A 26,920-nucleotide genomic window follows, 5' to 3' on the forward strand; every position below is an offset into this window, starting at 1 on the left:
ATACAGCCTGCCGACGCCGTCAGACGTCGTTCGAAACGGAGTGATGCAATGATGAAGTCCGCGATCCTCGCCGCCATTTCCGCCGCCGCACTCGCCACCGGCGGCATGGCCTATGCGCAGGCCCCCGCCGCCAAGGCCACCACCGCCGCGCACGCCAAGGTTGCGACCACCAAGACGGCCACCGTCACCAAACCGGCGATGGCGAGCAGCAGCGCGATGGCCACCAAGGCAACGCATGTCACCCACAAGACCGCCGCGGCCCCCAACGGGCGCATGGTCACCACCAAGACGACGACCGGCAAGACCGTGACCTACAATTGCTCCAAGGCGGGCAACGCCAACAAGAAGGCGTGCAAATAACCGCCCGATCAAACCTTCCGATCCGATAATTCGAAAACGCCCATGCGACCCTTTCGCATGGGCGTTTTTCACGGCGCGACGAACCGCCGCTTCTTTCCCGCGCCCGCCGCGCGCACGTGCGCCTGGGGTGGAAAGCGCGCGGCGGCTGGGCTAGGGTTCGTCATCGAAAAGACACAACCCGAAAGCAGCGATTCTTGACCGACGAGACTCTCCTCGCCGAACCTTCGGACATTGCACGCATCTCCATCGTCGATGAGATGAAAACGAGCTACCTCGATTACGCGATGAGCGTGATCGTGGCACGCGCGCTGCCCGATGTTCGCGACGGCCTGAAGCCGGTGCACCGCCGCATCTTGTTTTCCGCGAACGAGAGCGGATTCGTCTGGAACCGCCCGTATCGCAAATCGGCGCGCATCGTCGGTGACGTGATCGGTAAATATCACCCGCACGGCGACAGCGCGATCTACGACGCCCTTGCGCGCATGACGCAGGACTGGTCGATGCGCGCGCCGCTGATCGACGGCCAGGGCAATTTCGGCTCGATGGACCCCGATCCCCCCGCCGCGATGCGTTACACCGAAGCGCGCCTCGCCAAGATCGCGGATTATCTGCTCGATGATCTCGACAAGGACACGGTCGATTTCCAGCCAAACTACGACGGATCGGAAAGCGAGCCGCAGGTGCTGCCCGCGCGCTTCCCCAATCTGCTCGTCAACGGCGCGGGCGGCATCGCGGTGGGCATGGCGACCAATATTCCGCCGCATAACCTGGGCGAAGTGATCGACGCCTGTTTCGCCTATCTCGACAATGGCGCGATCACCACCGAGGAACTGATGGAGATCGTGCCGGGGCCGGATTTCCCGACCGGCGCGATCATCCTCGGCCGGGCCGGCGCGCGTTCGGCTTATGCCGGCGGGCGCGGCTCGATCATCGTGCGCTCGCGCCATGTGATCGAGGAAGGGCGCGGGGACCGGCGCTCGATCGTGCTCACCGAAATCCCGTTCCAGCAGGGCAAGAACGCGCTGGTCGAAAAGATCGCCGAGGCCGCCAAGGACAAGCGCATCGAGGGCGTCAGCGATATTCGCGACGAATCGAACCGCGAGGGCGTGCGCGTCGTCATCGACCTGAAGCGCGATGCGACGCCCGAGGTGGTGCTGAACCAGCTCTGGCGGCACACGCCGGCGCAATCGAGCTTCCCCGCCAACATGCTGGCGATCCGCGGCGGGCGGCCCGAGATGCTGGGCCTTAAGGACATCATCCAGTCGTTCATCCAGTTCCGCGAGATCGTCATCACGCGGCGTTCGAAGTTCGAACTGGCCAAGGCGCGCGATCGTGCGCACATCTTGCTCGGCCTCGTCATCGCGGTAACCAACCTTGACGAGATGGTGCGGATCATCCGTGGTTCGGCCAGCCCGGCGGAGGCGCGCGCGGCGCTGCTGACGCGCGAATGGCCGATCGCGGAAATCGCGCCCTATATCCGGCTGGTCGAGGCTGTCGACGCCGAGGTTACCGGCGACACCTATCGCCTGAGCGAAATCCAGGTCCGCGCGATCCTCGATCTGCGCCTGCATCGCCTGACCGCATTGGGCCGCGACGAGATCGGCAACGAGCTGGAGCAACTCGCCGCCTCGATCGCCGAACTGCTCGAAATCCTCGCCAATCGCGCCAAGCTCTATCAGGTGATGCGCGACGAGTTGACCGAGGTGCGCGCGCTGTTCGCCACCCCGCGCCGCACAGAGATCGCCGCCGCCGCCGACGGGATTGAGGACGAAGACCTGATCGAGCGCGAGGACATGGTCGTCACCGTGACGATGCACGGCTATATTAAGCGCACCCCGCTCGAAGCGTTCCGCGCGCAGGCGCGCGGCGGCAAGGGCCGCAGCGGCATGGCGACCAAGGACGAGGATATCGTCACCGAATTGTTCGTCACCTCGACGCACACGCCGGTGCTGTTCTTCTCCACGCTCGGCAAGGTCTATCGCATGAAGGTCTGGCGACTGCCCGAGGGCGGCCCGGCCACGCGCGGGCGGCCGATGGTCAACCTGCTGCCGCTGGCGGAGGGGGAGACGATCTCCACCGTGCTGCCGCTCCCTGAAGACGAGGCGGAATGGGGCAAGCTCCACGTCATGTTCGCCACCGCCAGGGGCAATGTGCGGCGCAACAGCATGGACGCCTTCACCAACGTGCCGTCGAACGGCAAGATCGCGATGAAGTTCGAGGGCGAGGATGAGGACGATCGCCTGATCGGCGTGGCGCTGCTCGATGAGCGAAGCGACGCGCTGCTCGCGACCCGCCACGGCAAGGCGATCCGCTTCTCCGGCAACGAGGTGCGCGAATTCCAGAGCCGCAACTCCACCGGCGTGCGCGGGATGCGGCTGGCGGCGGGCGACGAGGTGATTTCGCTCTCCATCCTCCACAAGGTCGGCGTGCGCGATCAGGACGAGCGCGACGATTATCTGCGCCACGCGCCGTGGAAGGCCGAAGACCCCGATCGCAGCCCGCGCGTGATGGACGACGAACGCTTCGCGCATCTTGCGGAGCAGGAGGAATTCATCCTGACGATCTGCGCCAATGGTTACGGCAAGCTTTCGTCGGCCTATGAATATCGCCGCACCGGCCGCGGCGGCCAGGGCATCACCAATATCGACAATATCGCGCGCAACGGCCTTGTCGTCGCGAGCTTCCCGGCGACCAAGGCGCAGCAACTCATGCTCGTCACCGATCAGGCGAAGATGATCCGCATCCCGCTCGCCGATCTGCGCGTGATCGGGCGTGGCTCGGCGGGCGTCCGGCTGTTCAACGTGGCGAATGATGAGCTTGTCGTCTCCGCCGCGCGGATCGAGGAAAGCGACGAGGACGATACGCCCGCGGGCGAAACGGTCGAGGGTGAGGGCGAGGGCGAGGCCCCCGCCGCCGAGGCGCCGGGCAACGCGGAATGAGCGATCGCCCCGCCGTCGCGTACAAGGTGTTGACCGCCGATCAGATGGCGGCACTGGAGCGCGACGGCAGCTTCGCCGGGGCGCCGGTGGATCTGGCGGATGGCTATATCCACCTTTCCACCGCCGCGCAGTTGACGGAGACGGTGGACAAGCATTTCGCCGGGCAGCGCGATCTGCATGTCGCGGCGGTCGATCTCACCTCGTTCGGCGCGACGCTCAAATGGGAGCCGTCACGCGGCGGACAGCTTTTCCCGCATCTTTATGAGCAGCTGCTGCTCGAAACGGTGATCGCTTATGGCCCGTTGGAGCGCGATGCCGACGGGACGATAAGGCTGCCGGTGGCGGGCTGAACATGCCCTTGGCCCGAACCCGCATTCGCGCGAACCCGCCATTCCCGCGAAGGCGGGAATCCATTCAGGCTGGCATTCGCGATAAAGCGCATCGTCAGTGCTTATGGATTCCCGCCTTCGCGGGAATGACGGCGCGCTTCACACGTCGGCCCGCCGTCCCTTACTCCGCGTCCACCACCGCCAGCAGGAAGCCATCCCATTTCTTCCCGCCGACCGTCTGGATCGCGGTGGCGCTCAGGCGCGGTTCGGCGGCGACATGATCGAACAGCGCACGCGTGCCGATGATGCGCGGATCGGCGCTCGCGGCGTCGATCACGCCGCCCTCGCGAATCACATTATCGACGACGATCACCGTGCCGGGGCATGAAAGCCGGATCGCCTCGCGCACATAAGCGACGTTATTTTCCTTGTCCGCGTCGATGAAAACCAGATCGAACGGCCCCTCCAGCCGCGCGAGCGTATCGAGCGCGGGGCCGGTGACTACCTCTACGCGATCCCCCACCCCGGCGGCGGCGAGATTGCCGCGCGCCACTTCGGCATGATGCGGGTCTATCTCCAGCGAGACGACGCGCCCGCCCTCGCCCACCGCGCGCGCGAGCCAGATCGTCGAATAGCCGCCGAGCGTCCCCACCTCCAGCACCCGCCGCGCGCCACGGATCAGCGCGAGCAGATGGAGCAATTTCCCCTGCGGCGGGGAAACGTCGATATCGGGCAATCCGCGCGCGGCATTGGCGGCGAGCGTGGCGGTGAGCGCGGCATCGGGGCCGAGCAATTTGCCGGCGATATACGCGTCGACATCGACCCAGCCCTGATCGGGTTCGTTCAGTCGCTCGACCATCACCGCTCCCTTCGCGTCCAGGGCGGAGCTGCCGTGCCGGCAATCAGGGCCATCGCGACAGATCCCGCCGCGATGGCCCCGTTTGTCACCAGCTTATTCCTCGCCCTTATAGATGCGGACCAGTCGGTCGAGCATCGCCAGCGCCTCGCCGCGCTCGCGCTGGAAGGTGTTGCGACCGATGATCGAGCCGTTCCCGCCGCCGTCGCGGATATCGCGGGCGTCCTGATAAACGGCATCGACGCCCTTGGCCGCGCCGCCCGAGAACACCACGATACGGCGACCGGCAAAGCTGGACTGGACGACATGCGCGACGCGCTTGGCCTGGGTGGACCAATCGCCGCCTTCATAGGCCTTCTTCGCATCCGCCTGCTCGATATGGTCGGTCGGCAGCTTCACCTTGATGATGTGCGCGCCGAGCAGCGCGGCCATGTGCGCGGCATAGGCGCCGACATCGAGCGCCAGTTCGCCTTCCTTGGAAAGCTTGCCGCCACGCGGATAGGACCAGATGACCGTGGCGATGCCGACCGATTTGGCCTGCGCGGAAAGCTCGCGGATTTCCTCCATCTGCTCGAACACATGATCCGAACCCGGATAGATCGTGAAACCGATCGCCGCGCAGCCGAGCCGCAGCGCGTCGTCCACGCTCGCCGTCACTGCCTGATCTATGCTGGTCGCCCAGCTATTCGAGCTGTTGCACTTCAGGATCGTCGGTACCTGCCCGGCAAAGGTCTCCGCGCCCGCTTCCAGCATACCGAGCGGCGCCGCATAGGCCGAAAGCCCCGCGTCGATCGCGAGCTGATAGTGGTAATGCGGATCATATGCCGGCGGATTGACCGCGAAGCTGCGCGCCGGGCCGTGCTCGAACCCCTGATCGACGGGCAGGATTATCAGCTTGCCCGTGCCGCCCAGCCGCCCGTGCATCAGGATGCGCGCGAGGTTCGCCTTGGTGGCGGGAGAATCGGATTCATATTTGTCGAGAATGGCCTTGACCGTCGGCGTCATCGCTTTCCCCTGAGTGCAATAGATGAGTTCGTGGCCTGTTAGCCGTGGGGGCGCCCGCGCGCCAGTGGGATTGACTATCCCGTCCGTCGCCGCGCTTCCCTCAGGGAGACACCGGCGAACGGCGCGCGCGATCGCAAGCCGCTCGCGGAACGAGCGCCCATCCCGAGCAGGTCAGCGCGTCAGCGCCTTCACGCCGGGCAGTTCCTTGCCTTCCATCCATTCGAGGAACGCGCCGCCCGCGGTCGAGACGAAGGTGAAGGCATCGGCCACGCCCGCATGGTTGAGCGCCGCAACGGTATCGCCCCCGCCCGCCACCGAAACGAGGCTACCGTCCTGCGTCAGCGCCGCCGCAGTTCGTGCAAGAGCAACCGTGGCGGCATCGAACGGCGGGGTCTCGAACGCGCCCAGCGGCCCGTTCCACACCAAGGTCCGGCAATTTTTCAGCACGTCGCCCAGCGCCTCCACAGCCGCCGGGCCGATATCGAGGATCATCTCGTCGGCTGCGACTTCGTGGACGTTGATCGTCCGCGTCGGCGGATTGGGGCGGAATTCCTTCGCCACGACCACGTCATAGGGCAGGTGAACGGTGCAGCCGGCGCGGTCCGCCGCTTCGAGAATTTCTTCGGCGGTGCCTGTAAGATCATGCTCGCACAGGCTTTTGCCGACATTCACCCCGCGCGCGGCGAGGAAGGTATTGGCCATGCCGCCGCCGATGATGAGATGATCGACCTTCGCCACCAGATGCTTGAGCACGTCGAGCTTGGTCGAAACCTTCGCACCGCCGACGACCGCCGCCACCGGATGTTCGGGGTTGCCCAGCGCCTTTTCCAGCGCGTCGAGTTCCGCCTCCATCGCGCGGCCCGCATGTGCGGGAAGAATCTGCGCGACCCCCACCGTGGAGGCATGGGCGCGATGTGCCGCGGAAAAGGCATCGTTGACGTAGAGATGGCCGAGCGCGGAAATGCGATCAATCACTTCGCGTTCATTCTTCTCTTCACCTGAGAAGAAGCGGGTATTTTCCAGCACCGCGATATCGCCCGGCTGGAGCGCCGCGACCGCCTGTTCGGCACCATCCCAGTCGATGAAATGCACCCGCCGCCCAAGCACCCCGGCGTAAGGCTCGACGATCATCGCGAGCGACATATCGGGATTGGGCTGACCTTTCGGGCGCCCGAAATGCGCCAGCACCAGCACCACCGCGCCCTTGTCCGCCAGTTCCGCCACCGTGGCGATCGTGGCGCGCAGGCGCGTATCGTCACTCACCCGGCCATCGGCGAGCGGGACATTCAAATCCTCGCGGACGAGAACACGCTTGCCATGGATATCGCCGATATCATCGAGCGTGCGGAATGGCTTTTGCATGTTTCTTCAATCCTGATCTGAACGTGACGCCCGCTGGTTGCACGGGATGCGCCGACCGATCGCCGGCGCATCCCGCCGCACCTCAGCCGAGACGCGCCATCGCGGTGGCGGTATCGACCATGCGGTTCGAGAAACCCCATTCATTGTCGTACCAGCTGACGACGCGCACCAGCTTGCCGTCCATCACCGCCGTCTCCAGGCTGTCGATGGTTGAGGAAGCAGGCGTGTGCTGCAAGTCGATCGAGACGAGCGGCTCGTCGCTGTAATCGAGGATGCCCTTCAGGCGCCCGCTTTCCGATGCGGCCTTGAGAATCTGGTTGATCTCATCCTTCGTCGTATCGCGCTTCGGCGTGAAGGTCAGGTCGATCAGGCTGACATCGGGGGTGGGCACGCGGATCGCCGAACCGTCAAGCTTGCCCTTCAGTTCCGGCAGCACCTCGCCCACCGCGCGGGCGGCGCCGGTGGTGGTGGGGATCATCGACATCGCCGCGGCGCGCGCGCGGCGGAGATCGGGGTGAATCTGATCGAGGATCTTCTGATCGTTGGTATAGGCGTGCACGGTGGTCATCAGCCCGCGCTCGATGCCAACCGTGTCGTTCAGCACCTTCGCCACCGGCGCGAGGCAGTTGGTGGTGCACGATGCGTTCGACACGATCGTGTGGCCCGCCTCCAGCTTGTCGTCATTGACGCCGAAGACGACCGTAAGATCGACGCCCTTGCCCGGCGCGGAGATCAGCACCTTCTTCGCGCCCGCCGCGATATGCTTCTGGCAGGCCTCGCGATCGGTGAAGAAGCCGGTGCATTCCAGCACCAGTTCGACGCCCAGTTCCTTGTGCGGCAGGTTCGCGGGATCGCGCTCCGCCGTCACGCGGATGCGCTTGCCGTCGATCACCAGATCCTGGCCCTCGGCGGTCACCGTGCCCGGCCAGCGGCCATGGACGCTATCGCGCGCGAACAGCCAGGCGTTCGACTTGGCATCGGCAAGATCGTTGATCGCGACCAGTTCGAGATCCCCGCCCCGCTCCAGCATCGCGCGCGCAACCAGGCGGCCGATGCGCCCGAAACCATTGATCGCAACCTTGGTCATAAGTCCTCTTATCCTCCGGAGACCCATGGTGGGCGGTCCCGATCCGCTGGAATGCGGCCAAACCCCCGTCGCCGGTGCCTTTGCGCGACGGATACGCCGCGCGTCAACCGCGCAACGGGCCACCGACTGCGGGCTTGTCCCGAAACCGCCATCTTCCTATCCTCGCGCGATGACAGACACCTCGCCGTTGCAACGGATCGAGGCGGCAGTCGCGCGGATCGAATCCGCCGCCGCCGCCCAGCGCAAAAAGAGCGAATCGCTCGCCCGCCGCCATGCCAGATTGCGCGATGCGATGACCTCGGCGATCGGCACGCTCGATGAAATCATCGCGCGGGAGGATGGGTGACATGGCCACGGTGACGCTGGAGATCGGCGACAATCGCTGGCCGGTCGCGTGCAAGGACGGCGAGGAAGCGCGACTCGAGCAATTGGGCGCGATGATCGCGGATCGCTGGGCCGACGCGCAGCGCGCCTCCGGCAACGCCGGCACGGCGCAAGCGCTGCTGCTCGCCGCGCTGATGCTGGCGGACGATCTCGCCGATGCGAAAGCCGCCGCACGCGCGCCCGGCGAGACGGCGGCGCTCGATGCGATCGCCGAACGGCTCGAATCGCTCGCGACAAGCCTTGAGAAAAGCACCGCGACCACCTAGGTTCGCTGGCGGCGGGTTCTGCCCGGTACGAGCCTTCATTATCCCTGAGGCTATTCATCATCCATGGGGGCTGTCCCTGCGCAGATCCTGGTCTGACGTACATGGTCCCCACCTGACGTATTGGGCGTCAGAGGATATTCCGGCAAACGGCCATGGCGGTCCCGCCACCCTTCATGACTGACCGGATGTGAGCGACGACAACGACAAGCGAACGATCCGCGCCGCGGCGCGCGCCGCCCGCCGCCGCTTCGTCGCGGCGCATGGCGCGGGGGTGCCCTGCCCCGCGCCTTTCCGTGCATTGCTGTCGCACGGCCTGACCGTCGCGAGCTATGTACCGATGGGCGCGGAGGCCGATCCGGCGCTGCTCGCGCGCGCGGCGGTGGAGGCCGGATGCGCGATCGCGCTGCCGCATGTCGTCGATCGCGCGACTCCGCTGCGCTTCCTCGCCTGGGATACCGAAGCGGCGCTGGCCGCCGGCCCGTTCGGGCTGCGCCAGCCGCACGACCATGCCGCCGAACTGGCGCCCGACATCATCCTCACCCCGCTCGTCGCCTTCACCCGCTCACTCGATCGGCTGGGGCAGGGTGCGGGCCATTACGATCGCGCGTTCGCCCGTTTCCCCGATACGTGGCGGATCGGGGTTGCGCTTTCCGCGCAGGAAGTGGAGTCGCTGCCGACCGATCCGTGGGACATGCCGCTCCACGCGATCGCGACCGAAAAGGAATGGATCATCTCATGACGCCAAGCTGGCGCAAACCGGCGGGAATGCTCATCATTCTCGCGCTTATCGCGATCTGGTGCATCGCGGTGGTCAGCCTGTCCGGCATTGTCGGGCAATGGCATTGGGCGCTGCAACTGGCGTTCTATATCGTGACCGGCATCGTCTGGATCACACCGATGAAACCGCTGCTGCGCTGGATGGAGACTGGCCGCTGGCGTTGATGTTCATTGTTTGTTCGGATATGACCGGGTGGTGGATCAGCCCCGGCCAAAATCGCGCGCGATACGCGGCGCGACCCGCAACGACGAAAGCCGGCGGTTCAACCTGCCGCAGACCGAAGCCGATGGGGACTGGCTCGACGAACGCGCGCTGATCGACGGCGAGCCGCCGCCCTTGCGTACAACCGTCACGGTCGAGCGGCCGAAAACGATCATCAGCCGCAATTCCTCGCCCGATCTGCCGTTCGATCGCTCGATCAACCCCTATCGCGGCTGCGAGCATGGCTGCATCTATTGCTTCGCCCGCCCGACGCACGCCTATCACGATCTTTCGCCCGGCCTCGATTTCGAGACGAAGCTGTTCGCCAAGCCCGATGCGGCGGCTTTGCTGCGCGCCGAACTGGGCAAGCGCGGCTATGCCTGCCAGCCGATCGCGATGGGGACGAACACCGATCCCTATCAGCCGATCGAGCGCGACTGGCGTATCACCCGCAGCGTGATCGAGGTGCTGGCGGAATGCGATCATCCGCTCATCATCACCACCAAATCGGATCGCGTGCTGCGCGATCTCGATCTGCTCGCGCCGATGGCCGCGAAGGAACTGGTAGCGGTGGCGATCTCGGTCACGTCGCTTCGTCCGCGTATCGCGATGACGATCGAGCCGCGCGCGCCGCATCCCGAACGGCGATTGGCGGCGGTGCGCAAACTCGCGGACTCGGGCGTTCCGGTTTACGTCAATATCGCGCCCGTGATCCCGGCGATCACCGATGATGAGGTGGAGGCGATCGTGGCGCGCGCCGCCGGGGCTGGCGCACGCGGCGTCTCGTTCATCCCGGTGCGGCTGCCATGGGAGGTGGCGCCGCTGTTCCGCGCATGGCTCGACGAACATTTCCCCGATCGCGCGGGCAAGGTGATGTCGATCATCCAGTCGATGCGCGGCGGCAACAGGGACAATGATCCCGGTTTCTTCACCCGGATGCGCGGGCAAGGGCCGTGGGGCGATCTGCTGCGCACCCGTTTCATGATCGCGCGCCGCCGTTTCGATATCGACCGCAATCACGAGAAGCTGCGCCTGCGCACCGATCTGTTCCGCCCACCCCGCGGGCCGCAGGGGGAATTGTTCTGAAGCGCCACTGTCACTGCGGGGCTGGACCGTCCGCGCGCGCCGGGCGTAGGATCGCGCGTGAAGGAGCATCCCCATGACCACCACGATCGACCGCCGCACCGACTGGACCGCCATCGGCGCGGGAGAGCTGGCGGATGTCATCGCGCTGCGCCGCGCGATCCATGCCGAGCCTGAAATCGGCAATCACTGCCCCCGCACCACCGAAAAGCTGAAGGCCGCGCTCGCCGGCCTGCCGCTCGAAATCCATGACAGCAAATCCACCACCGGCTTCGTTGCGATCCTGCGCGGCGGGCGCGCGGGCGTTGGCAGCAACACGCGCACCGTATTGCTGCGCGGCGACATGGATGCGCTGCCGATGTCGGAGGAGACCGGGCTGGATTATGCCTCCACCATCCCCGGCGCGATGCACGCCTGCGGCCATGACGCGCACAGCGCGATGCTGGCGGGCGCGGCCAGGGCATTGTGCACACGCAAGGAAGAACTCGCCGGCACGATCGTCTTCATGTTCCAGCCCGGCGAGGAAGGGCATCACGGCGCGCGCTGCATGATCGAGGACGGGCTGCTCGATATCGCGCGGCCCGATGCCGCATTCGCGCTGCATATCTCGCCTAACGCCCCCGCCGGAGTGTTTGTCGGGCGGGAGGGGCCGCTGCTCGCCTCCACCGATACGGTTCACGCCACGATCCGCGGCAAGGGCGGCCACGCCGCGATGCCGCATGATTGCCTCGATCCGATTCCCGTGGCGTGCGAGATCGTCGGCGCGATCCAGACCTTTATCGCGCGGCGCGTGCCCGTCACCGATCCGGCGGTGCTGACGATCACCCAGATTCACGCCGGCTCGTCGCACAATATCATCCCCGACGAAGTGAAGCTGATGGGCACGCTGCGCACCCTTTCCGAAGCGACGCGCGAAACGATGCGCGCCGCGTTCCGCCGCATCGCCACCGACGTGGCGGCGGCGCACGGCTGCACCGCGGAGGTGGAGATCGACGAAGGCTATCCGGTGACGATGTGCGATCCGCGCGCGACCGGGCTGGTGCGCGCCATCGCGGGCGAAATCTCCGGCGAGCGCGGCTGGTCCGAAATGCCCACGCCGATGATGGGGGGCGAGGACTTCTCCTATGTGCTGCGCGAGGTGCCCGGCGCGATGGCGTTCATCGGCGTAGCCCCCGATGGCAGCGATCCGCGCACCAACCCGCCGCTCCACAATACGAAGATGACGATCGAGGAAGCGACGATGGCGAAGGGCGTGGCGATGCACTGCGCGGCGGCGGAACGCTATCTCGCCAACGGCTTCGAGTGAGCCTTCGCAACTGATATACCGGCCCGTCGCGCCGCTGTTGGCGCGCGGCGGGCATGGCCCCGCCATCTTCGAACGGTTCGAAAGGCGGCAGCCGGTCGTCCCGGGGCCGATGCCCCGCGGCGGACGCTCGGCCCGCGTTCGCGCCTGTGCCCCGCGATAGTGATCGAGGCGGCGATGTCAGCCGGCCAGGGCGATTTCAAGGCGGGCGGAATCAGCGACTGGCTCGGAAATCGGGGAAAATTGAGCGGCGATCCGGCGCAGTCGGATGGGAAGCCCCTCTAAGCGGTTTCAAAGCAGGTGGAATCGCCTGCCAACTGGGAAACAAACGAAAAATCAATAACATGGATTGGCCGTCGCGATGCAGTCGGCACGACCGCTCCAGGGCCGGTCGCCATTCAGGCCAGGTCGCGCCGAAAATGGCGGATTCCCGTGATCTGGAAGCGACACGTATCGAAAGGATGTGAGCACCGAAACGCGCGGGAAACCGTCATTTGCACGCCGGCATGGGTTGACTCCAGCCGGCAACCCGTCCGTTCTAACCTGCCACCGCCGCCGCGATCGCCAGCGTCCGCCACGCCTCATCGCGGTGGAGCAGTTCCACCATCTTCCCCGCGATGCGGATCGCGCCCTTCCCCGCATTGGCCGGATCGTCAAACGCCGCGACGACATCGCGTGCCCACGCCACTTCTTCCGCGCCGGGCGCGAACACCATATTGGCGGGCGCGATCTGCGACGGGTGGATCAGCGTCTTGCCGTCGAAGCCCCATGCCAGCCCCTGCCGGCATTCCGCCTCCACCCGCGCGGGATCGTCGATCGCGTTGCACACGCCATCCAGCGCCACGATCCCCGCCATCCGCGCGCACAACACCAGATGGCTCATCGCCGGGAGCAGCGGCGCGCGGTCCACACCGGGGCGGCAGCGCATCTCCTTGGCGAGATCGTTCGGCCCCAGCACCAGCGCGGCAAGCCCGGTCTCCGCCGCCGCCGCGACGATCGCGGGCAAATCGGCGATCCCCCGGCACGTTTCGATCATCGCCCATAAGGCCGGCCCGGCGCCGAGCGCGGCGCGCGCCTCCCGCAAGGTATCCGGCGAGGAGACCTTGGGCAGCAACACCGCATCGGGCCGCACGCCCGCGATCGCGGCGAGATCACCAGCCCCCCATTCGCTATCCAGCCCGTTCGCACGCACCACCAGTTCGCGCCGGCCAAAGCCGTTATCGCGCACCGCCTCCACCGCCTGCTCGCGCGCGATTTCCTTCTGATCGGGCGAAACCGCATCCTCAAGATCGAGGATCACCACGTCGCAATCCAGCCCGCGCGCTTTCTCTATCGCCCGCGCGTTCGATGCGGGCATGAACAGCGCGCTGCGCCTTGGTCGAATCAAAGTCTGGCCTCCACCGCATCATGAAACTGGCGGATACCCGCCTCCAGCGAGCCAAGCGTTACACGAGCCACCGCACCGGATTGCAACCCCTCCTGCCCGAGCGCAGCGGCCCGGAAATCCTCACCGCCGAACACGCCGCCATCGAGCAGCGCCCAGCTTTTTTCCCAATGTTTCAGTGCTTTTTCGGTAGCGGGCGGCTCGGGGATCAGCATGAAATCCTCCACCAGCACGCGATCATGCGCCTGCGGCATCAGCACCATCAGATTCACATAATCAGGGCTGACGATCAGCACCGTGCCGGGAAACATCTGATAGGTATAGGTGATCGCGGAGCGCAGCGTCGGCCAATCGCCCGCGCGCACCGCCGCCTCATCCACATCACGACCGACCGCGGAACGCTGGTGCGGCCCGATCGTGTCGGCGGTGGATACGCCATCCTTGAAGAACGGCCCGATCGTGTTCGCGTGGAGCCGCAACACATGATAGCTCTCCAGGAACGCATCCATGATGAGCTTCCAGTTCGCGCGCACATCATGCGTCCGCCGTTTGAACAGATGGAGCCCGGCCAGCCCGAACGCGTCGAAATCATGCCCCAGCGCATCGGCCTCGGCGAAATCCGCGCCCTCATCGAACGAGAACCAGATCAGCCCGCCCGCCTCACGCGTCGGCAGGCGTTTCAGGCCATATTCGCCTTTGTCCAGCCCCGGAAAGGCATCGGTGCGCGGCAGCGCGAGCAGCCGCCCATCGAGCGCATAGGTCCATGCGTGATACGGGCAGACGAGCCGCGATCCGCATACCACCTCCTCGCCCTCCACCAGCCGCGTCCCGCGATGGCGACAGACGTTGAGGAAAACATGCGCCTCGCCCGCCTTGTCACGCGTGACGAGCAGCGGTTTGCCGAAGCCGTCATGCGCCACCGCCATATTCGGTTCCGGCAGCTGGGCCGAAGGCGCGATCACCAGCGGCACGCGGGAGAAGATGCGCTGCTGCTCCGCCGCGTGGCGCGCGGGATCGGTATAGGCCGCCGCATCGACATAGGTGATGCGCGGCGCGCGCGCAGTGCCGCCATCGGCGAGTGCTGCGGCGAGCGCGAGTTGCCCGGCGGTTGGCTGGAGGCGACCGGCTGGTGCGTTCATGGCTGTCCTCTCGATCTTTTCCCGCTAAGTGTCGCGAAAGCGCGCGCGGGGAGCAAGGGCTGCAATGAATATAGGCGTTGAGCGAACATGGGTCGATGGCTTGAAGCCCTATGCCGAAAAGGCACCGCTGGCGGCACTGGCGCTCGGCATCTCATCGGGCTTTCCCTATGCGATGATCGGCGCGACGCTCGCCACCCGGCTGGCGCAGGACGGGATCGACAAGAAAACGGTCACCGCCTTCAGTCTCGCGCTTCTCGTCTATAGCTTCAAACCGCTTTGGGCGTGGATCGTAGACGGTGTGCGGTTGCCTGTTCTCGGAAGGCTCGGACAGCGCGTCTCATGGTTGCTGCTTGCCGGTGCTTTAGTAATAGCCGCGGTAACTAACCTGGCGTTCGCCAACCCGGTTACGTCAGTTAGTTCAGTCGTGATCGCCGCTATTTTTGTCGGCGCCGCAGGGGCGACATTCGACATCGTGATCGACGCCTATCGCATCGAGATACTCGAGCCGCGCCAACTGGGCGTCGGCGCGGGGATGAGCCAATATGGCTGGCGAATCGGATCGGCCGGCGCTGGCGCGCTGGCACTGGTGATCGCGGCACGTGGCGGATGGGAACTCGCCTATCTCGTGTGCGCCAGTCTCGCGCTTCCCGCGATGCTCGCGGGACTGATTGTCGGCGAACCTGAGCGGCATCGTAGTCCAAGCGAACGAACCGGCGCGGCGGTCGCTCTGGATGCGATCTGGCGACCTTTCGTACAATTCTTCGCGCGGCCCGGCGCGGTGGTGATCCTCGCCTTCATCCTGATCCACAAGATCGGCGACACGCTGGCTAATCTTACCTTCCGCCTGCTGTTCAATGACCTCAAGTTCACCAACGATGAAATTGCCTTCTACGACGTAGGGCTCGGCTTCTGGGCATATATGGCCGGTATCTTCGCGGGCGGCATCCTTTATGCGCGAATGGGATTGAAGCGATCGGTGCTGCTCGCGCTGATCCTGATGGCGGTATCGAACCTGAGCTTCGCGGCCCTCGCCGCCGCCGGGCATTCGAACCTCGGCATGGCGGGCGCGATCGGTTTCGAGAATTTCGCCAGCGGCTTCGGCGGGGTGGCGGTGGTCGCCTACTTCTCCGCGCTTTGTGATCTGCGCTTCACCGCCGCGCAATATGCGCTGATCTCCGCCGCCGCGAGCATCCTCGGGCGGATCGTCACCGGCACCACGGCGGGCGCGCTGATCGAGGCGATGGGCTATGTGAACTTCTATCTGTTCACCACCGTCATCGCGGTGCCCGGCGTGCTGCTGTTCTGGTGGATGAGCCACACCGGCATGATCGACCGCTCGATCGGCAGCGCGGGCACCACCGGCGAAGGCGACGTGCGGGAGGAGGAGGGCATATAACGCCCCGCGTCCGTTCGCGCTGAGCGTGTCGAAGCACTGCGCTTCCTCTCTCAAGAAAGGCAACCCTTCGACTAGCTCAGGGCGAACGGAAAGAGTCGCTCACTCCAATGCGAAATCCAGCGTGAACACCGCGCCGCCCTCGGGCGCGTCGCTCGCGCCGATCTTCACCCGCATCGCCTCCGCGAAGCTGCGCGCGATGGCGAGGCCCAGCCCGCTGCCACCGCGGCTATCCGATCCGGTGCCGCGCGAGAAGGCATCGAACAGCGCCGCCGCCCCGCCCGGCGGCAATCCCGGCCCCTGATCGGCGATCGACAGCCGCACGCCATGCGCCAGCCGCTCGCCCGCGATCGTCACCCGCCCTGCCCCATGCGTCGCCGCATTGGTCAGCAGGTTGAGCAGGATATGGTGCAGCAATCGCGGATCGGCGGGCACCAGCGGCAGATCGGGCGGCACGCGAAAATCGAGCCGGGGATCAGGCAGCAGATCGCGCACGTCATGCACCGCGCCCGCCACCGCGTCGGTCAGATCGACCGGCTCGATCGCCGCCGCCAACGTCCCGCTGTCGATCCGCACCATCTCGATCAGATTGGCGAGGAAACGCCGCAACCGTGCCAGTTCGCCGCGCGCGATCGCAACCGCCGGCTCGCCCGCATGGTTCGCCGCGATCGCGTCAATGGCGCTGCTCACCGCCGTGAGCGGGGTGCGCAGATCGTGCCCGATCGACGAGAGCAGGGCCGAACGCAGCCGATCGCGCTCCTCGATCACCCGCACCTCGCGTAGCTGATCCTCCAGCCGCAGCCGTTCGTGCGCCAGCGCCGCCTGCCCCAGCAAGGTGGAAAGCAGCGTGGCGCGTGTCGCGGGCACGGGCGCACCGCCATCGTTCCGCGCGAGGGCGACCACCGCCAGCGTGCCCAGCGTCGTGCGCAGCGGATGAAACTGCCAGTCCGCCGCGTTGAGCGTGCCAGTGTCACACCCGGTCACCTCCCCCCGGCTCCACGCCCATTCCGCCGCCGCGCGATCGACCGGGCTGAGATCGGGCATGTCGGGCGGAAAGGCGGAGACGATCGCGAGCTTGCCCGTCGGCTCCGCGAGCAGCAGCACCGACAGGTCCAGCGTGCGCGCCAGTTCGGTGCACACCGTGTCGCCGGTCGACTGCCAGTCCGAGCAACGCGCCAGCGCCTGCCCGAACGCCGCCACCGCCGCATTCTCGATCGCGCTGCGGGCGCCGATCGACGCGCGGGTGCGCAACCTGTCGGCGAGGCTCGCGACGACCACCGCGATCGCGAGCAGCACGATCACGGTGAGCACGCTCTGCGGATCGGCGATGGTGAAGGTGTAGATCGGCGGCAGGAAGAAGAAGTTATAGGCCAGCCCCGCGAGCACGCCGGTCGCGATTCCGGGCCACCGCCCGAACATCAGCGAGATCAGGATCACCGGCAGCAGATAGACGAGATCAATCGCCCCGGTGCCGATCACCGGCTCGATCACCGTGGCGAGCGCGGTGGTGGCCGCCACCCCCACGATGCCGGCGCCGATCCCGCGCCAGTCGATCCCGCGCCGCGCGCGTTCGCCGCGCGCGCGCGGCGCGATTTCCGAGGGGATGACGTGAACCGCAAGGCCCTCGCTCTGCCGCAATAGCCGCTCGACCACCGATCCATGCCGCAGCTCGAACCACCAGCTTCGCCGCGATCGCCCAAGCACGAGCTGCGTCGCGCGCATCCCCTCGATATGCGTCACCAGCCCCTCGATCACCGTTTCGGCGGGCACGCTGGCGATCGTCGCGCCGAGGCTGGCGGCGAGTTGCAGGGCGTCGGCGACGCGCCGCCGGTCGTCCGCGCCGAACGCGGCGGTGCGCGGCGTTTCGATATGCACCGCCTGCCACGGCGCGCGCAGCGCATCGGACAGGCGCTTGCCCGCACGGACGAGCGCATCGCCGCCGGGAAGCTCGCTCACCGCGACCAGCACGCGCTCGCCACCGGCATAGGTGCCCGCCACGGCGTGCGCGTCGAGGAAATCGACAAGGCTGCGATCGACGCTTTGCGCCGCGCGGCGCAGCGCCATTTCGCGCAGCGCGGAAAGGTTCTCCTTGGAAAAGAAATGCCCCAGCGCGCGCGTCGCCTCCGCGGGCACATAGACCTTGCCCTCCTTCAGCCGCTCGATCAGCTCATCGGGGGGCAGGTCCACCACCTCGATCTCCGCGCCCTCCAGCACATGATCGGGCACCGTTTCACGGATGCGCACGCGGGTGAAGCTCGCCACCACGTCGCCCAGGCTTTCGACATGCTGGATGTTGAGCGTGGTGTGAACGTCTATCCCCGCGTCGAGCAGTTCCTCCACGTCCTGCCAGCGCTTGGCGTGGCGGCAGCCGGGCGCGTTGCTGTGCGCAAGCTCGTCGACCAGCGCCAGTTGCGGCGCGCGTTCGAGCAAGGCGTCAAGGTCCATCTCCTCCAGCATATGCCCGGCATGGTCGATCCGTTGCCGCGGGATCACCGGCAACGGGGCGACGAGCTTTTCCGTATCCTGCCGCCCGTGGGTTTCGACCACCGCGATGACGACATCGACCCCGGCGGCGAGCCGCTCCGCGCCCTCCTGCAACATCTCGAACGTCTTGCCGACGCCGGGCGCCGCGCCGAGGAAGATCTTCAGCCGCCCGCGCCGCTCCCGCGCGGCGGCGCGAAGCAGTGCTTCCGGAGATGGGCGGCGATCGGTCAACACTTTGCTCCTTGCGCCTGGGGCCAAATCGCCCCGTTCGACCATATGAGAAACGGGGTGGGAATCATGCGCTAACCCGCGATCTTTACGCGATCCTTATGCGAAACGCCCCTATTCCCCCGCGAAACCTTATGCGCACGCCTCCTATCTGAGCGACCGACGCCGCATCCCGCGGCCGATGAGGCCTCACCATGTCCGATCTCCTGTGGCTCGCCGTGCTGGGCGGGCTGTTTCTGCTCACCGTCGCCTATGTGCGCCTGTGCGACGCGGCGTGACGCGATGACGATCCACCTGTGGCTCGCCGGCCTGACCGCGCTCGCCTTGCTCGCCTATCTCGTCGCCGTCCTCGTGCGGCCGGAAAGGTTCTGACATGACCGTACAGGGCTGGGCGCTGATCGCCCTATTCGTCGCCATCCTCGCGCTGACGACCAAGCCGATCGGATTGTGGCTGTTCGCGCTCTACGAAGGGCGGCGCACGCCGCTCCACGCCGTATTGGGGCCAGTGGAGCGTGGTTTCTACCGGCTTTCCGGCATCGACCCGGCGAAGGAACAGGGCTGGCGCGCCTATGCGCTGCATATGCTGCTGTTCCAGCTCGCCACGGCGCTGCTCACCTATTTCCTGCTGCGCGTACAGGGCTTTCTGCCGCTCAACCCGCGCGGGCTGCCGGGCGTCGGCGCGGACGGCGCGATGAACGCCGCCATTTCCTTCGTCACCAACACCAACTGGCAATGGTATGCCGGCGAAAGCACGGTTTCGAACCTCAGCCAGATGCTCGCGCTGGCGATCCATAACTTCCTCTCCGCCGCCACCGGCATCGCCATCGCCTTCGCGCTGTTTCGCGGCTTCGCGCGGCGCGAATGCGCGACGGTGGGGAATTTCTGGGCCGATATGACGCGGATCACGCTCTACATCCTCGTGCCGATCTGCATCGTTTACGCGCTGTATCTCGTCTGGTCCGGCGTGCCGCAGACCTTTGCCGCCTCGATCGACGCGCATACGCTGGAGGGCGCGAAGCAGACGATCGCGCTCGGCCCGATCGCCAGCCAGGAGGCGATCAAGCTTATCGGCACCAACGGCGGCGGTTTCTTCAACGCCAATTCCGCCCATCCGTTCGAAAATCCCACGGCGCTGACCAACCTTGCCCAGATGCTGTCGATCTTCCTGCTCGGCACCGGCCTTACCTACACGTTCGGCAAGGCCGTAGGGGATACGCGCCAGGGCTGGGCGATCCTCGCTGCGATGACGATCCTGTTCCTGGCCGGCGTAGCGGTCGCCTATGGCATGGAGGCGCATTCCACGCCGCTGATGCACCAATCGGGCATCACGGGCGGCAATATGGAGGGCAAGGAAGTGCGCTTCGGCATCGTCGGCTCCGCGCTGTTCGCGGTGGTGACGACCGCGGCGTCATGCGGCGCGGTCAATGCGATGCATGACAGTTTCACCGCGCTGGGCGGGCTGATCCCGATGTTCAACATGCAATTGGGCGAGGTGATCGTCGGCGGGGTCGGCGCGGGGATCTACGGCTTCCTGTTGTTCGCCATCCTCGCCGTGTTCGTCGCGGGGCTGATGGTGGGCCGCACGCCCGAATATGTCGGCAAGAAGATCGAGGCGCGCGAGGTGAAGCTCGCCGTGCTGGCGATCGCCGTCCTCCCGCTGATGATCCTCGGCGGCAGCGCGATCGCCAGCGTCGCGCAGGCCGGGCTCGCCGGGCCGCTCAACAAAGGGCCGCACGGCTTTTCGGAGATCCTCTACGCCTTCTCCTCCGCCACCGCGAACAACGGATCGGCCTTCGCCGGGCTGAGCGCGGGGACGCCGTTCTACAACGCGCTGCTCGGCATCGCGATGTGGGTGGGGCGGTTCTTCATCATCGTGCCGGTGCTGGCGATCGCCGGCAGCCTCGCCGCGAAGAAGCATGTTCCCGCCGGCGCAGGCTCCTTCCCCACCACCGGCGCCCTGTGGATCGGGCTGCTCGTCGGGATCGTCCTGATTATCGGCGGCCTCACCTTCTTGCCCGGCCTCGCGCTCGGCCCGATCGCCGATCATCTCACCGCCGCCGCCGGCCAGCTTTTCTAAGGGCTATCCATCATGGACAAGGCAATTTCGATGTTCTCCCCGGCGCTCATCGCGCCCGCGATCGGCGACGCCTTCCGCAAGCTCGATCCGCGCGCGCTGGTGAAGAACCCGATCCTGTTCGTCACCGCCTGCGTGGCGGCGCTGCTCACCCTGTTCCTCGCGATCGGCGGGGAGAAGGTATCCACCGGCTTCCTCGCGCAACTGATCGTCTGGCTGTGGCTGACGGTGCTGTTCGGCACCTTCGCCGAGGCGCTGGCGGAGGGGCGCGGACGCGCGCAGGCTGCGTCGCTGCGCGCCACCAAGTCCGAATTGCGCGCGAAATTGCTCACCGGCATCGGAGAGACATGGGAACTGGTCGCCGCGACCCAGCTTCAGAAAGGCGAGCTGGTACTGGTCGAAACGGGCGATCTGATCCCGGCCGACGGCGAGGTGGTGGAGGGCGTCGCCAGCGTCAACGAAGCCGCGATCACCGGCGAAAGCGCGCCTGTCATCCGCGAAGCCGGCGGGGACCGTTCCGCCGTTACCGCCGGCACGCGCGTCATCTCCGATCGCATCAAGGTGCGCGTCACCGCCGAACCGGGCCACGGCTTCCTCGATCGCATGATCGCGCTGGTCGAGGGCGCGGAGCGGCAGAAGACGCCAAATGAGGTGGCGCTCACCATCCTGCTGGTCGGGCTGACGATCATCTTCCTGATCGCGGTCGGCACGATCCCCAGCTTTGCGCATTATGCCGGCGGCAGCGTGCCGGTGTCGATCCTCGCCGCGCTGCTCATCACCCTGATCCCCACCACGATCGCCGCGCTGCTCTCCGCGATCGGCATCGCGGGGATGGACCGGCTGGTACGGTTCAACGTGCTCGCCAAATCGGGCCGGGCGGTGGAGGCGGCGGGCGATTGCGACGTGCTGCTGCTCGACAAGACCGGCACGATCACGATCGGCGACCGGCAGGCGAGCGCCTTCAGCCCTGTCACCGGCGTCGACGAACGCACGCTGGCCGAGGCCGCCATGCTCGCCAGCCTTGCCGATGAAACGCCGGAAGGCCGCTCGATCGTTGTGCTGGCACGCGAGAAATTCGGGCTGTCCCAGCCGCTGCCCGAAGGCGCCGAGGCGATCCCCTTCACCGCCCAGACGCGGCTCTCCGGCATCAGCTTCGATAGCGATCTCGTGCAGAAGGGCGCGGTCGATTCGATCCTGCGCGCCTGGCCCGATCTTGCCGGCAGCGCCGCCGCAAGCGAATTGCGCCACGCGACCGACGAGATCGCGCGCGCGGGGCAGACCCCGCTGGCGGTGGTCCGCAATGGCCGGCTGATGGGCGCGGTTGCGCTCAAGGATGTGGTGAAGGCGGGCGTTCGCGAGCGTTTCGCGGAATTGCGCCGGATGGGCATCCGCACCGTGATGATTACCGGCGACAATCCGCTGACCGCCGCCGCGATCGCCGCCGAGGCCGGGGTCGACGATTTCCTCGCCGAAGCGACCCCGGAGGACAAACTGGTGCTGATCCGCCGCGAGCAGCAGGGCGGCAAGCTCGTCGCGATGTGCGGCGACGGCACCAACGACGCCCCCGCCCTCGCCCAGGCCGATGTCGGCGTCGCGATGAACACCGGCACGCAGGCCGCGCGTGAGGCGGGCAACATGGTCGATCTCGACAGCGACCCCACCAAGCTGATCGAGATCGTCGGCCTCGGCAAACAATTGCTGATGACGCGCGGCGCGCTCACCACCTTTTCGGTTGCCAACGATGTCGCCAAATATTTCGCGATCATCCCGGCGATGTTCGTCGCGCTCTATCCCGGCCTCGGGGTGCTCAACGTGATGCACCTTTCCAGCCCGCAGAGCGCGATCCTCTCCGCGATCATCTTCAACGCGCTGATAATCCCCGCGCTGGTGCCGCTGGCGCTGCGCGGCGTACGCTACAAGCCGATGGGCGCCGGGCCGATGCTCGCGCGCAATCTCGGCATCTACGGCGTCGGCGGGCTGATCGCGCCGTTCGCCGGCATCAAGCTGATCGACCTCGCGGTCAGCGCGCTCCATCTTGCCTGAAGGGTTCGTCCCATGCTCAACGACATCAAGTCCGGCCTTCGCCCGGCGCTCGTCCTCACCCTGCTGTTCACGCTGCTGCTCGGGCTGGGTTATCCGATGCTGATCGCCGGGATCGGGCAGCTTCTCATGCCGTGGCAGGCCAACGGCAGCATCCTGCGCGACGGGCGCGGCCAGGTGATCGGCTCCGCACTTATCGGCCAGCAATTCACCAGCCCCGGCTATTTTCACGGTCGCCCCTCCGCCGCGGGCAAGGGCTATGACGCGCTCGCCTCCTCGGGCTCGAACTACGGCCCCGCCGCCAGGCCGCTCGCCGACCGGCTGAAGGCAGACATTTCCGCCAACCGCACCTCACCGGACGAAACGGCTCCTCCTGCCGATCTGGTGACTGCCTCCGCCTCGGGGCTCGATCCCGATATCAGCCCCGAGGCGGCTTTGTATCAGGTGCCGCGCGTCGCCGCGGCGCGCCATCTCGACCGCGCGACGGTGCGCGCGCTGGTCGAACGGCATGTGCAAACGCCGCTGCTTGGTTTCATCGGCGAGCGCCACGTCAACGTGCTGGCGCTCAACCGCGCGCTCGACGCCACCGCGCCGCATCCCTAACAAGGTGCGGATGACGAACAACGCCCGCGTCCTGCTGATCGAGGATGATGCCGCGATCCGTCGCCTGCTCCATGCGGCGCTGTCGCGGGCGGGCTATCGCGCCAGCGAGGCGGCGACCGCGCGCGAGGCGATGAGCCTTGTCGATATCGAGCGGCCCGATGCGGTGCTGCTCGATCTTGGCCTGCCCGATCGCGACGGGCTGGAGCTTGTCCAGCTCATCAAGGCGCGCGGCGATATGGTGGTGATCGTCGTTTCCGCGCGCAACGAGACCGGGGAGAAGGTCGCCGCGCTCGATCTCGGCGCGGACGATTATCTCACCAAGCCGTTCGATACCGAGGAATTGCTGGCGCGCATCCGCACCGCGCTGCGCCATCGCCGCGCCGGCACCGCGGCAGCGGAATCGCTTGAGGCCGGCACGGTGACGATCGACCTCGCCCGCCGCCGCGTGCGACGCGCGGAGGCCGAAATTCATCTGACGCCGAAGGAATATGGCGTTCTGGCTGAACTGGCGCGACACCCCGATCGCGTAATCAGCCATGCGCAACTGCTGCGCACCGTATGGGGGCCGGCGCAGGAGGATCACGTCGAATATCTGCGCATCGTGATCCGCGCGCTCAGGCACAAGCTGGAATCCGATCCCGCGCAACCGCGCCTGATCGTCAACGAACTGGGGATCGGCTACCGGCTGGCGACCACCGCCTGATGGATCGTATCCGACAAAAGCCTCGTTTTGTCGGAGGTCCGATCAGCTAAGCCATGGATTAATGGTCTGACACTCAGACCATTAGCGCCGATGCCGTAATTCAGTCGACGCTATCCTGCGGTGCGGGGCCGGTCGATACCGGGATCTGCCGCACGTTGCGATCCTGCGCGGCGAGCAGATAATCCGAGGTGGTGAGGAACGGCACCGGGTTTACCGCGTGTCCGTCAATACGCACCTCATAATGGAGGTGCGGCCCGGTGGAGCGACCCGTCGAGCCCATCAGCGCGATCAACTGCCCGCGCTTCACGCGCATATTGTCGCTGACCAGAATCTTGGAAAGGTGGCCATAGCGGGTCGCAATGCCCTTGCCATGGTCGATCTCGATCATGTTTCCATAGCCGCCAAGGCGATCGGCGTGGCTCACCACGCCATCGGCGGTGGCATAGATCGGGGTGCCCACCGGGCCGGGGATATCCACGCCAGCGTGCATCGCCGCGGTGCGACGGAACGGATCGCTGCGAACCCCGAAATTGCTGGAGAAATTGAGATGTTCAACCGGCTGGACCGATGGGATGGCGATCACGCCCGTGCCCTGCTCCATCGAATCGAGCTTCTTCCAGGTCATGAACAGCGAGCGGAACTGCGCTTCGCCGCTCAGCTCGACCGAGGCTTCCGCACTGCTCGCCGCGACCAGCGGGCCGCCGACGGCCGCCTTCTGCCCGGCTTCCGGCGCCGCCTGCGCGATCGCGCCGAAACCGCCAAGCGCCAGCGTTACCGTGGCGATGGAAGCGATGCGCCCAAAGCCTCGAACAAGCTGCGTGAAGAAAAATTGCGACATCAGACCCCGACGATCAATCGTTAACCGACTACCGCCGAGCGACCCGGCGTTCGTTATCTCAAACTCGCCTGGATCGCACCCCCGCGCCCCGGACGACGCTTTGTGCCGCCGAGCAGTAAAAATACGCAATACCTGCCCCCGCTCCACGCGTCCGGGCGGGCGGAAGGTGCGTTGAGTCGTTATATCGTGCGTCGAAATGCGGGAACCTGCTGGCTGAACAGCGGGTGAATCGCCTCACACCATCGCCATCAGGCTCGCATTTCCGCCCGCCGCCGTGGTGTTGATCGAGGTGGAAACCTCCTCCACCAGCCAATCCAGCCGGTAACCATTTGCCGCCGTTTGCGGCAGCACGATCGGCCCCGGTAGCGCCGCAAGCCCGGCCAGCGCATCGCGCACCCGCGCCGCATCGCCCTCGATCAAGGCGCCCGCGAACGGGCCGGCCTGCGCCCAGTCGGCAACCCACTGGATGCGTTGCGCCACCCCCGCCGGCAATCCGGCAAGCTGCGGCGCGGCGCCTGCGATCACCACATCATTTCCGCTCGCCAGCGCCGTGCCGAGCTGCGCGATCAGCCCGTCGCGCGTCTCGGGCAGCAGCAGCACCCGACCGCGCGGGTGAAGCGCATAGAGGTTGCGTTCGCCGACCGGCCCGGCAAGTTCCACCTCACCGCCGACAAGCGAGGCGCTGATCGCCTCTCGCACGCGCACCGCCGCGTCGAGGTCGCCCGTCTCCTCCAGCCACAATGCCAGATCGCGCGCGGCGGGATCGGCGACATTCGAGGCAAGCCGCGGCGGCACCGGCGCGCCCGTCACCAGCCGCCCGAGATAGAGCGGCCCGCCTGCCTTCGGCCCCGTTCCCGAAAGCCCGCGCCCGCCAAATGGCTGCACGCCCACCACCGCGCCGATCACGTTGCGGTTGATATAGAGGTTCCCCGCCTTCACCCGCGCCGTGACGTGCGCGATAGTCTCGTCGAGCCGCGTATGGAGGCCGAAAGTCAGGCCATAGCCGGTCGCGTTGATCGCGGCGATCAGCCGATCGAGGCCGCTACGCCGGAAACGCACGACATGCAGCACCGGGCCGAACACCTCGCGCTCAAGATCGGCGATATCGTCCAGTTCGATGATCGTAGGGGGCACGAACGTGCCGTGCGCCGTCTCTCCGGCAAGGGCGATCTGCTCGACCGTGCGGCCAGCCCCGCGCATCCGATCAATATGCTTTTCGATATTGTCCTTCGCCTCAGCGGTAATCACCGGGCCGATATCCACCGCCAGCCGATCGGTGCGCCCGATCGACAATTCGTGCAGCGCGCCCTTAATCATCGCGAGCGTGCGATCCGCCACCTCCTCCTGAAGGCACAGGATGCGCAGCGCCGAGCAACGCTGCCCCGCGCTGTCGAACGCGGAGGCGATCACGTCCGCCACCACCTGCTCGGCGAGCGCCGATGAATCGACGATCATCGCATTCTGCCCGCCGGTTTCCGCGATCAGCGGAATCGGCGCGCCGTCCGCCGAAAGGCGCCGGGCCAGCTCCGCCTGGATCAGCCGGGCCACCTCGGTCGATCCGGTGAACATCACCGCCGCCGTCTCGGGCGCGGAGACCAGCGCCGCGCCGATCGCGCCATCACCGGGGAGCAGTTGCAGCGCATCCGCCGGCACGCCCGCCTCGTGCAGGATCGCCACGCCCTGCGCCGCGATCAGCGGGGTTTCCTCCGCCGGCTTGGCGAGCACCGGATTGCCCGCGACCAGCGCGGCGGCGATCTGCCCGGTGAAGATCGCCAGCGGGAAGTTCCACGGGCTGATGCACGCCACCGGCCCCAGCGCGTGATGCGCCGGCCCCAATGTGCGCCGCGCCTGTTCGGCATAATAACGCAGGAAATCCACCGCCTCGCGCACCTCGGCGACGGCGTTGGGCAGGGATTTTCCCGCCTCGCGCACGATCAGCCCGAGCAGCGCGGGCATCCGCGCCTCCATGATGTCCGCTGCGCGATCGAGGCAGGCCGCCCGGCCGCTCGCGGATACCGCGCCCCATGCCGCGGCGGCGGCGAGCGCACGGCGTACCGCCGCACGTGCCTGCTCCTGCGACA

24 protein-coding genes are annotated in these 26,920 nt (G+C 66.7%); 15 read left to right on the forward strand and 9 right to left on the reverse strand.

The features are described from left to right. The first annotated feature begins 51 nt into the window (after positions 1-51). From Q0316_RS17285 to Q0316_RS17295, 3 genes are all read left to right on the forward strand, one after another. On the forward strand, positions 52-360 hold the full coding sequence (locus Q0316_RS17285) for a hypothetical protein (RefSeq protein ID WP_298674557.1): 309 nt from the start codon (positions 52-54) through the stop codon (positions 358-360). Between the two features lie 194 nt (positions 361-554). Next, a complete protein-coding gene (gyrA, locus tag Q0316_RS17290; protein ID WP_298674559.1) occupies positions 555-3,299 on the forward strand; it encodes a DNA gyrase subunit A in 2,745 nt (914 codons plus the stop codon). Continuing rightward, positions 3,296-3,649, forward strand: coding sequence for a DUF952 domain-containing protein (locus Q0316_RS17295; protein ID WP_298674561.1), 354 nt, complete (start codon positions 3,296-3,298; stop codon positions 3,647-3,649). The genes gyrA and Q0316_RS17295 overlap by 4 nt, the downstream gene beginning before the upstream one ends. A 160-nt stretch (positions 3,650-3,809) precedes the next feature. On the opposite strand, the gene Q0316_RS17300 is transcribed toward Q0316_RS17295, so the two are convergent. From Q0316_RS17300 to gap, 4 genes are all read right to left on the reverse strand, one after another. Then, a complete protein-coding gene (locus Q0316_RS17300) occupies positions 3,810-4,487 on the reverse strand; it encodes an O-methyltransferase (RefSeq protein WP_298674563.1) in 678 nt (225 codons plus the stop codon). Positions 4,488-4,580: 93 nt separating this feature from the next. Continuing rightward, positions 4,581-5,489: a class I fructose-bisphosphate aldolase gene (locus Q0316_RS17305; RefSeq protein ID WP_298674565.1), complete on the reverse strand. Its 909-nt coding sequence runs from the start codon at positions 5,487-5,489 to the stop codon at positions 4,581-4,583. 171 nt (positions 5,490-5,660) lie between these two features. Next, the gene (gene pgk / locus Q0316_RS17310) at positions 5,661-6,851 is read right to left on the reverse strand and encodes a phosphoglycerate kinase (protein WP_298674567.1); all 1,191 of its coding nucleotides are present in this window, start codon (positions 6,849-6,851) and stop codon (positions 5,661-5,663) included. Between the two features lie 82 nt (positions 6,852-6,933). Further along, positions 6,934-7,938 (reverse strand): type I glyceraldehyde-3-phosphate dehydrogenase, encoded by a 1,005-nt coding sequence (gene gap, locus Q0316_RS17315; RefSeq protein ID WP_298674569.1) that lies wholly within the window; start codon positions 7,936-7,938, stop codon positions 6,934-6,936. A gap of 169 nt (positions 7,939-8,107) precedes the next feature. Here gap and Q0316_RS17320 point away from each other — a divergent pair, with 169 nt between their 5' ends. From Q0316_RS17320 to Q0316_RS17345, 6 genes are all read left to right on the forward strand, one after another. After that, positions 8,108-8,284, forward strand: coding sequence for a hypothetical protein (locus tag Q0316_RS17320; protein WP_298674571.1), 177 nt, complete (start codon positions 8,108-8,110; stop codon positions 8,282-8,284). A 1-nt stretch (position 8,285) separates the two neighbouring features. Beyond that, positions 8,286-8,588, forward strand: coding sequence for a cell division protein ZapA (gene zapA, locus Q0316_RS17325; protein ID WP_298674573.1), 303 nt, complete (start codon positions 8,286-8,288; stop codon positions 8,586-8,588). 187 nt (positions 8,589-8,775) lie between these two features. Next, on the forward strand, positions 8,776-9,327 hold the full coding sequence (locus Q0316_RS17330) for a 5-formyltetrahydrofolate cyclo-ligase (protein ID WP_298674575.1): 552 nt from the start codon (positions 8,776-8,778) through the stop codon (positions 9,325-9,327). Then, on the forward strand, positions 9,324-9,530 hold the full coding sequence (locus Q0316_RS17335; RefSeq protein WP_298674601.1) for a DUF2842 domain-containing protein: 207 nt from the start codon (positions 9,324-9,326) through the stop codon (positions 9,528-9,530). The genes Q0316_RS17330 and Q0316_RS17335 overlap by 4 nt, the downstream gene beginning before the upstream one ends. Before the next feature lie 31 nt (positions 9,531-9,561). After that, a complete protein-coding gene (locus tag Q0316_RS17340; RefSeq protein ID WP_298674577.1) occupies positions 9,562-10,653 on the forward strand; it encodes a PA0069 family radical SAM protein in 1,092 nt (363 codons plus the stop codon). A gap of 73 nt (positions 10,654-10,726) precedes the next feature. Beyond that, positions 10,727-11,956, forward strand: coding sequence for a M20 family metallopeptidase (locus Q0316_RS17345; protein ID WP_298674578.1), 1,230 nt, complete (start codon positions 10,727-10,729; stop codon positions 11,954-11,956). 535 nt (positions 11,957-12,491) lie between these two features. On the opposite strand, the gene Q0316_RS17350 is transcribed toward Q0316_RS17345, so the two are convergent. Both Q0316_RS17350 and Q0316_RS17355 read right to left on the reverse strand, forming a co-directional pair. Then, a complete protein-coding gene (locus tag Q0316_RS17350) occupies positions 12,492-13,337 on the reverse strand; it encodes a CoA ester lyase (RefSeq protein ID WP_298674602.1) in 846 nt (281 codons plus the stop codon). Further along, complete coding sequence (locus tag Q0316_RS17355) at positions 13,337-14,476, reverse strand: aromatic ring-hydroxylating dioxygenase subunit alpha (RefSeq protein ID WP_298674580.1); 1,140 nt, start codon at positions 14,474-14,476, stop codon at positions 13,337-13,339. Before Q0316_RS17355 ends, Q0316_RS17350 begins: the two co-directional genes overlap by 1 nt. Before the next feature lie 64 nt (positions 14,477-14,540). Between Q0316_RS17355 and Q0316_RS17360 the strand changes: the two genes are divergently transcribed. Continuing rightward, positions 14,541-15,872, forward strand: a complete 1,332-nt coding sequence (locus Q0316_RS17360; protein ID WP_298674582.1) for an MFS transporter — start codon at positions 14,541-14,543, stop codon at positions 15,870-15,872. A gap of 99 nt (positions 15,873-15,971) precedes the next feature. Here Q0316_RS17360 and Q0316_RS17365 read toward each other — a convergent pair whose 3' ends face one another. Beyond that, entirely contained in the window at positions 15,972-18,584 is a 2,613-nt protein-coding gene (locus Q0316_RS17365) for a sensor histidine kinase KdpD (protein WP_298674584.1), read from the reverse strand. Between the two features lie 279 nt (positions 18,585-18,863). Between Q0316_RS17365 and kdpF the strand changes: the two genes are divergently transcribed. The 5 genes from kdpF to Q0316_RS17390 are packed head-to-tail and all read left to right on the forward strand — an operon-like array spanning position 18,864 to position 24,001. Continuing rightward, entirely contained in the window at positions 18,864-18,953 is a 90-nt protein-coding gene (kdpF, locus tag Q0316_RS17370) for a K(+)-transporting ATPase subunit F (protein WP_298674586.1), read from the forward strand. 1 nt (position 18,954) lies between these two features. Then, the gene (gene kdpA, locus Q0316_RS17375) at positions 18,955-20,658 is read left to right on the forward strand and encodes a potassium-transporting ATPase subunit KdpA (protein ID WP_298674588.1); all 1,704 of its coding nucleotides are present in this window, start codon (positions 18,955-18,957) and stop codon (positions 20,656-20,658) included. Positions 20,659-20,670: 12 nt separating this feature from the next. Further along, entirely contained in the window at positions 20,671-22,698 is a 2,028-nt protein-coding gene (kdpB, locus tag Q0316_RS17380; protein ID WP_298674589.1) for a potassium-transporting ATPase subunit KdpB, read from the forward strand. Positions 22,699-22,710: 12 nt separating this feature from the next. Beyond that, positions 22,711-23,298 (forward strand): potassium-transporting ATPase subunit KdpC, encoded by a 588-nt coding sequence (gene kdpC, locus Q0316_RS17385; RefSeq protein WP_298674591.1) that lies wholly within the window; start codon positions 22,711-22,713, stop codon positions 23,296-23,298. Between the two features lie 10 nt (positions 23,299-23,308). Continuing rightward, complete coding sequence (locus Q0316_RS17390; protein ID WP_298674593.1) at positions 23,309-24,001, forward strand: response regulator transcription factor; 693 nt, start codon at positions 23,309-23,311, stop codon at positions 23,999-24,001. 100 nt (positions 24,002-24,101) lie between these two features. Here the strand turns inward: Q0316_RS17390 and Q0316_RS17395 are convergent, their stop codons facing one another. Both Q0316_RS17395 and Q0316_RS17400 read right to left on the reverse strand, forming a co-directional pair. After that, a complete protein-coding gene (locus Q0316_RS17395) occupies positions 24,102-24,839 on the reverse strand; it encodes a M23 family metallopeptidase (RefSeq protein ID WP_298674595.1) in 738 nt (245 codons plus the stop codon). A 234-nt stretch (positions 24,840-25,073) separates the two neighbouring features. Beyond that, positions 25,074-26,920, reverse strand: a 1,847-nt coding sequence (locus tag Q0316_RS17400) for an L-glutamate gamma-semialdehyde dehydrogenase (RefSeq protein ID WP_298674597.1), incomplete at its 5' end; no start/stop codon positions are given.

This window comes from uncultured Sphingomonas sp. (assembly GCF_937871615.1).
Classification (GTDB): domain Bacteria; phylum Pseudomonadota; class Alphaproteobacteria; order Sphingomonadales; family Sphingomonadaceae; genus Sphingomonas.

Bases quoted from the DNA above. Each gene is read 5' to 3' on its own strand.
- Q0316_RS17285 (WP_298674557.1), top strand. From the start codon at position 52: ATGAAGTCCGCGATCCTCGCCGCCATTTCCGCCGCCGCACTCGCCACC.
- Q0316_RS17295 (WP_298674561.1), top strand. From the start codon at position 3,296: ATGAGCGATCGCCCCGCCGTCGCGTACAAGGTGTTGACCGCCGATCAG.
- Q0316_RS17300 (WP_298674563.1), bottom strand. From the start codon at position 4,487: ATGGTCGAGCGACTGAACGAACCCGATCAGGGCTGGGTCGATGTCGAC.
- Q0316_RS17305 (WP_298674565.1), bottom strand. From the start codon at position 5,489: ATGACGCCGACGGTCAAGGCCATTCTCGACAAATATGAATCCGATTCT.
- pgk (WP_298674567.1), bottom strand. From the start codon at position 6,851: ATGCAAAAGCCATTCCGCACGCTCGATGATATCGGCGATATCCATGGC.
- gap (WP_298674569.1), bottom strand. From the start codon at position 7,938: ATGACCAAGGTTGCGATCAATGGTTTCGGGCGCATCGGCCGCCTGGTT.
- Q0316_RS17320 (WP_298674571.1), top strand. From the start codon at position 8,108: ATGACAGACACCTCGCCGTTGCAACGGATCGAGGCGGCAGTCGCGCGG.
- zapA (WP_298674573.1), top strand. From the start codon at position 8,286: ATGGCCACGGTGACGCTGGAGATCGGCGACAATCGCTGGCCGGTCGCG.
- Q0316_RS17335 (WP_298674601.1), top strand. From the start codon at position 9,324: ATGACGCCAAGCTGGCGCAAACCGGCGGGAATGCTCATCATTCTCGCG.
- Q0316_RS17345 (WP_298674578.1), top strand. From the start codon at position 10,727: ATGACCACCACGATCGACCGCCGCACCGACTGGACCGCCATCGGCGCG.
- Q0316_RS17355 (WP_298674580.1), bottom strand. From the start codon at position 14,476: ATGAACGCACCAGCCGGTCGCCTCCAGCCAACCGCCGGGCAACTCGCG.
- Q0316_RS17360 (WP_298674582.1), top strand. From the start codon at position 14,541: ATGAATATAGGCGTTGAGCGAACATGGGTCGATGGCTTGAAGCCCTAT.
- kdpF (WP_298674586.1), top strand. From the start codon at position 18,864: ATGACGATCCACCTGTGGCTCGCCGGCCTGACCGCGCTCGCCTTGCTC.
- kdpA (WP_298674588.1), top strand. From the start codon at position 18,955: ATGACCGTACAGGGCTGGGCGCTGATCGCCCTATTCGTCGCCATCCTC.
- kdpB (WP_298674589.1), top strand. From the start codon at position 20,671: ATGGACAAGGCAATTTCGATGTTCTCCCCGGCGCTCATCGCGCCCGCG.
- kdpC (WP_298674591.1), top strand. From the start codon at position 22,711: ATGCTCAACGACATCAAGTCCGGCCTTCGCCCGGCGCTCGTCCTCACC.
- Q0316_RS17390 (WP_298674593.1), top strand. From the start codon at position 23,309: ATGACGAACAACGCCCGCGTCCTGCTGATCGAGGATGATGCCGCGATC.
- Q0316_RS17395 (WP_298674595.1), bottom strand. From the start codon at position 24,839: ATGTCGCAATTTTTCTTCACGCAGCTTGTTCGAGGCTTTGGGCGCATC.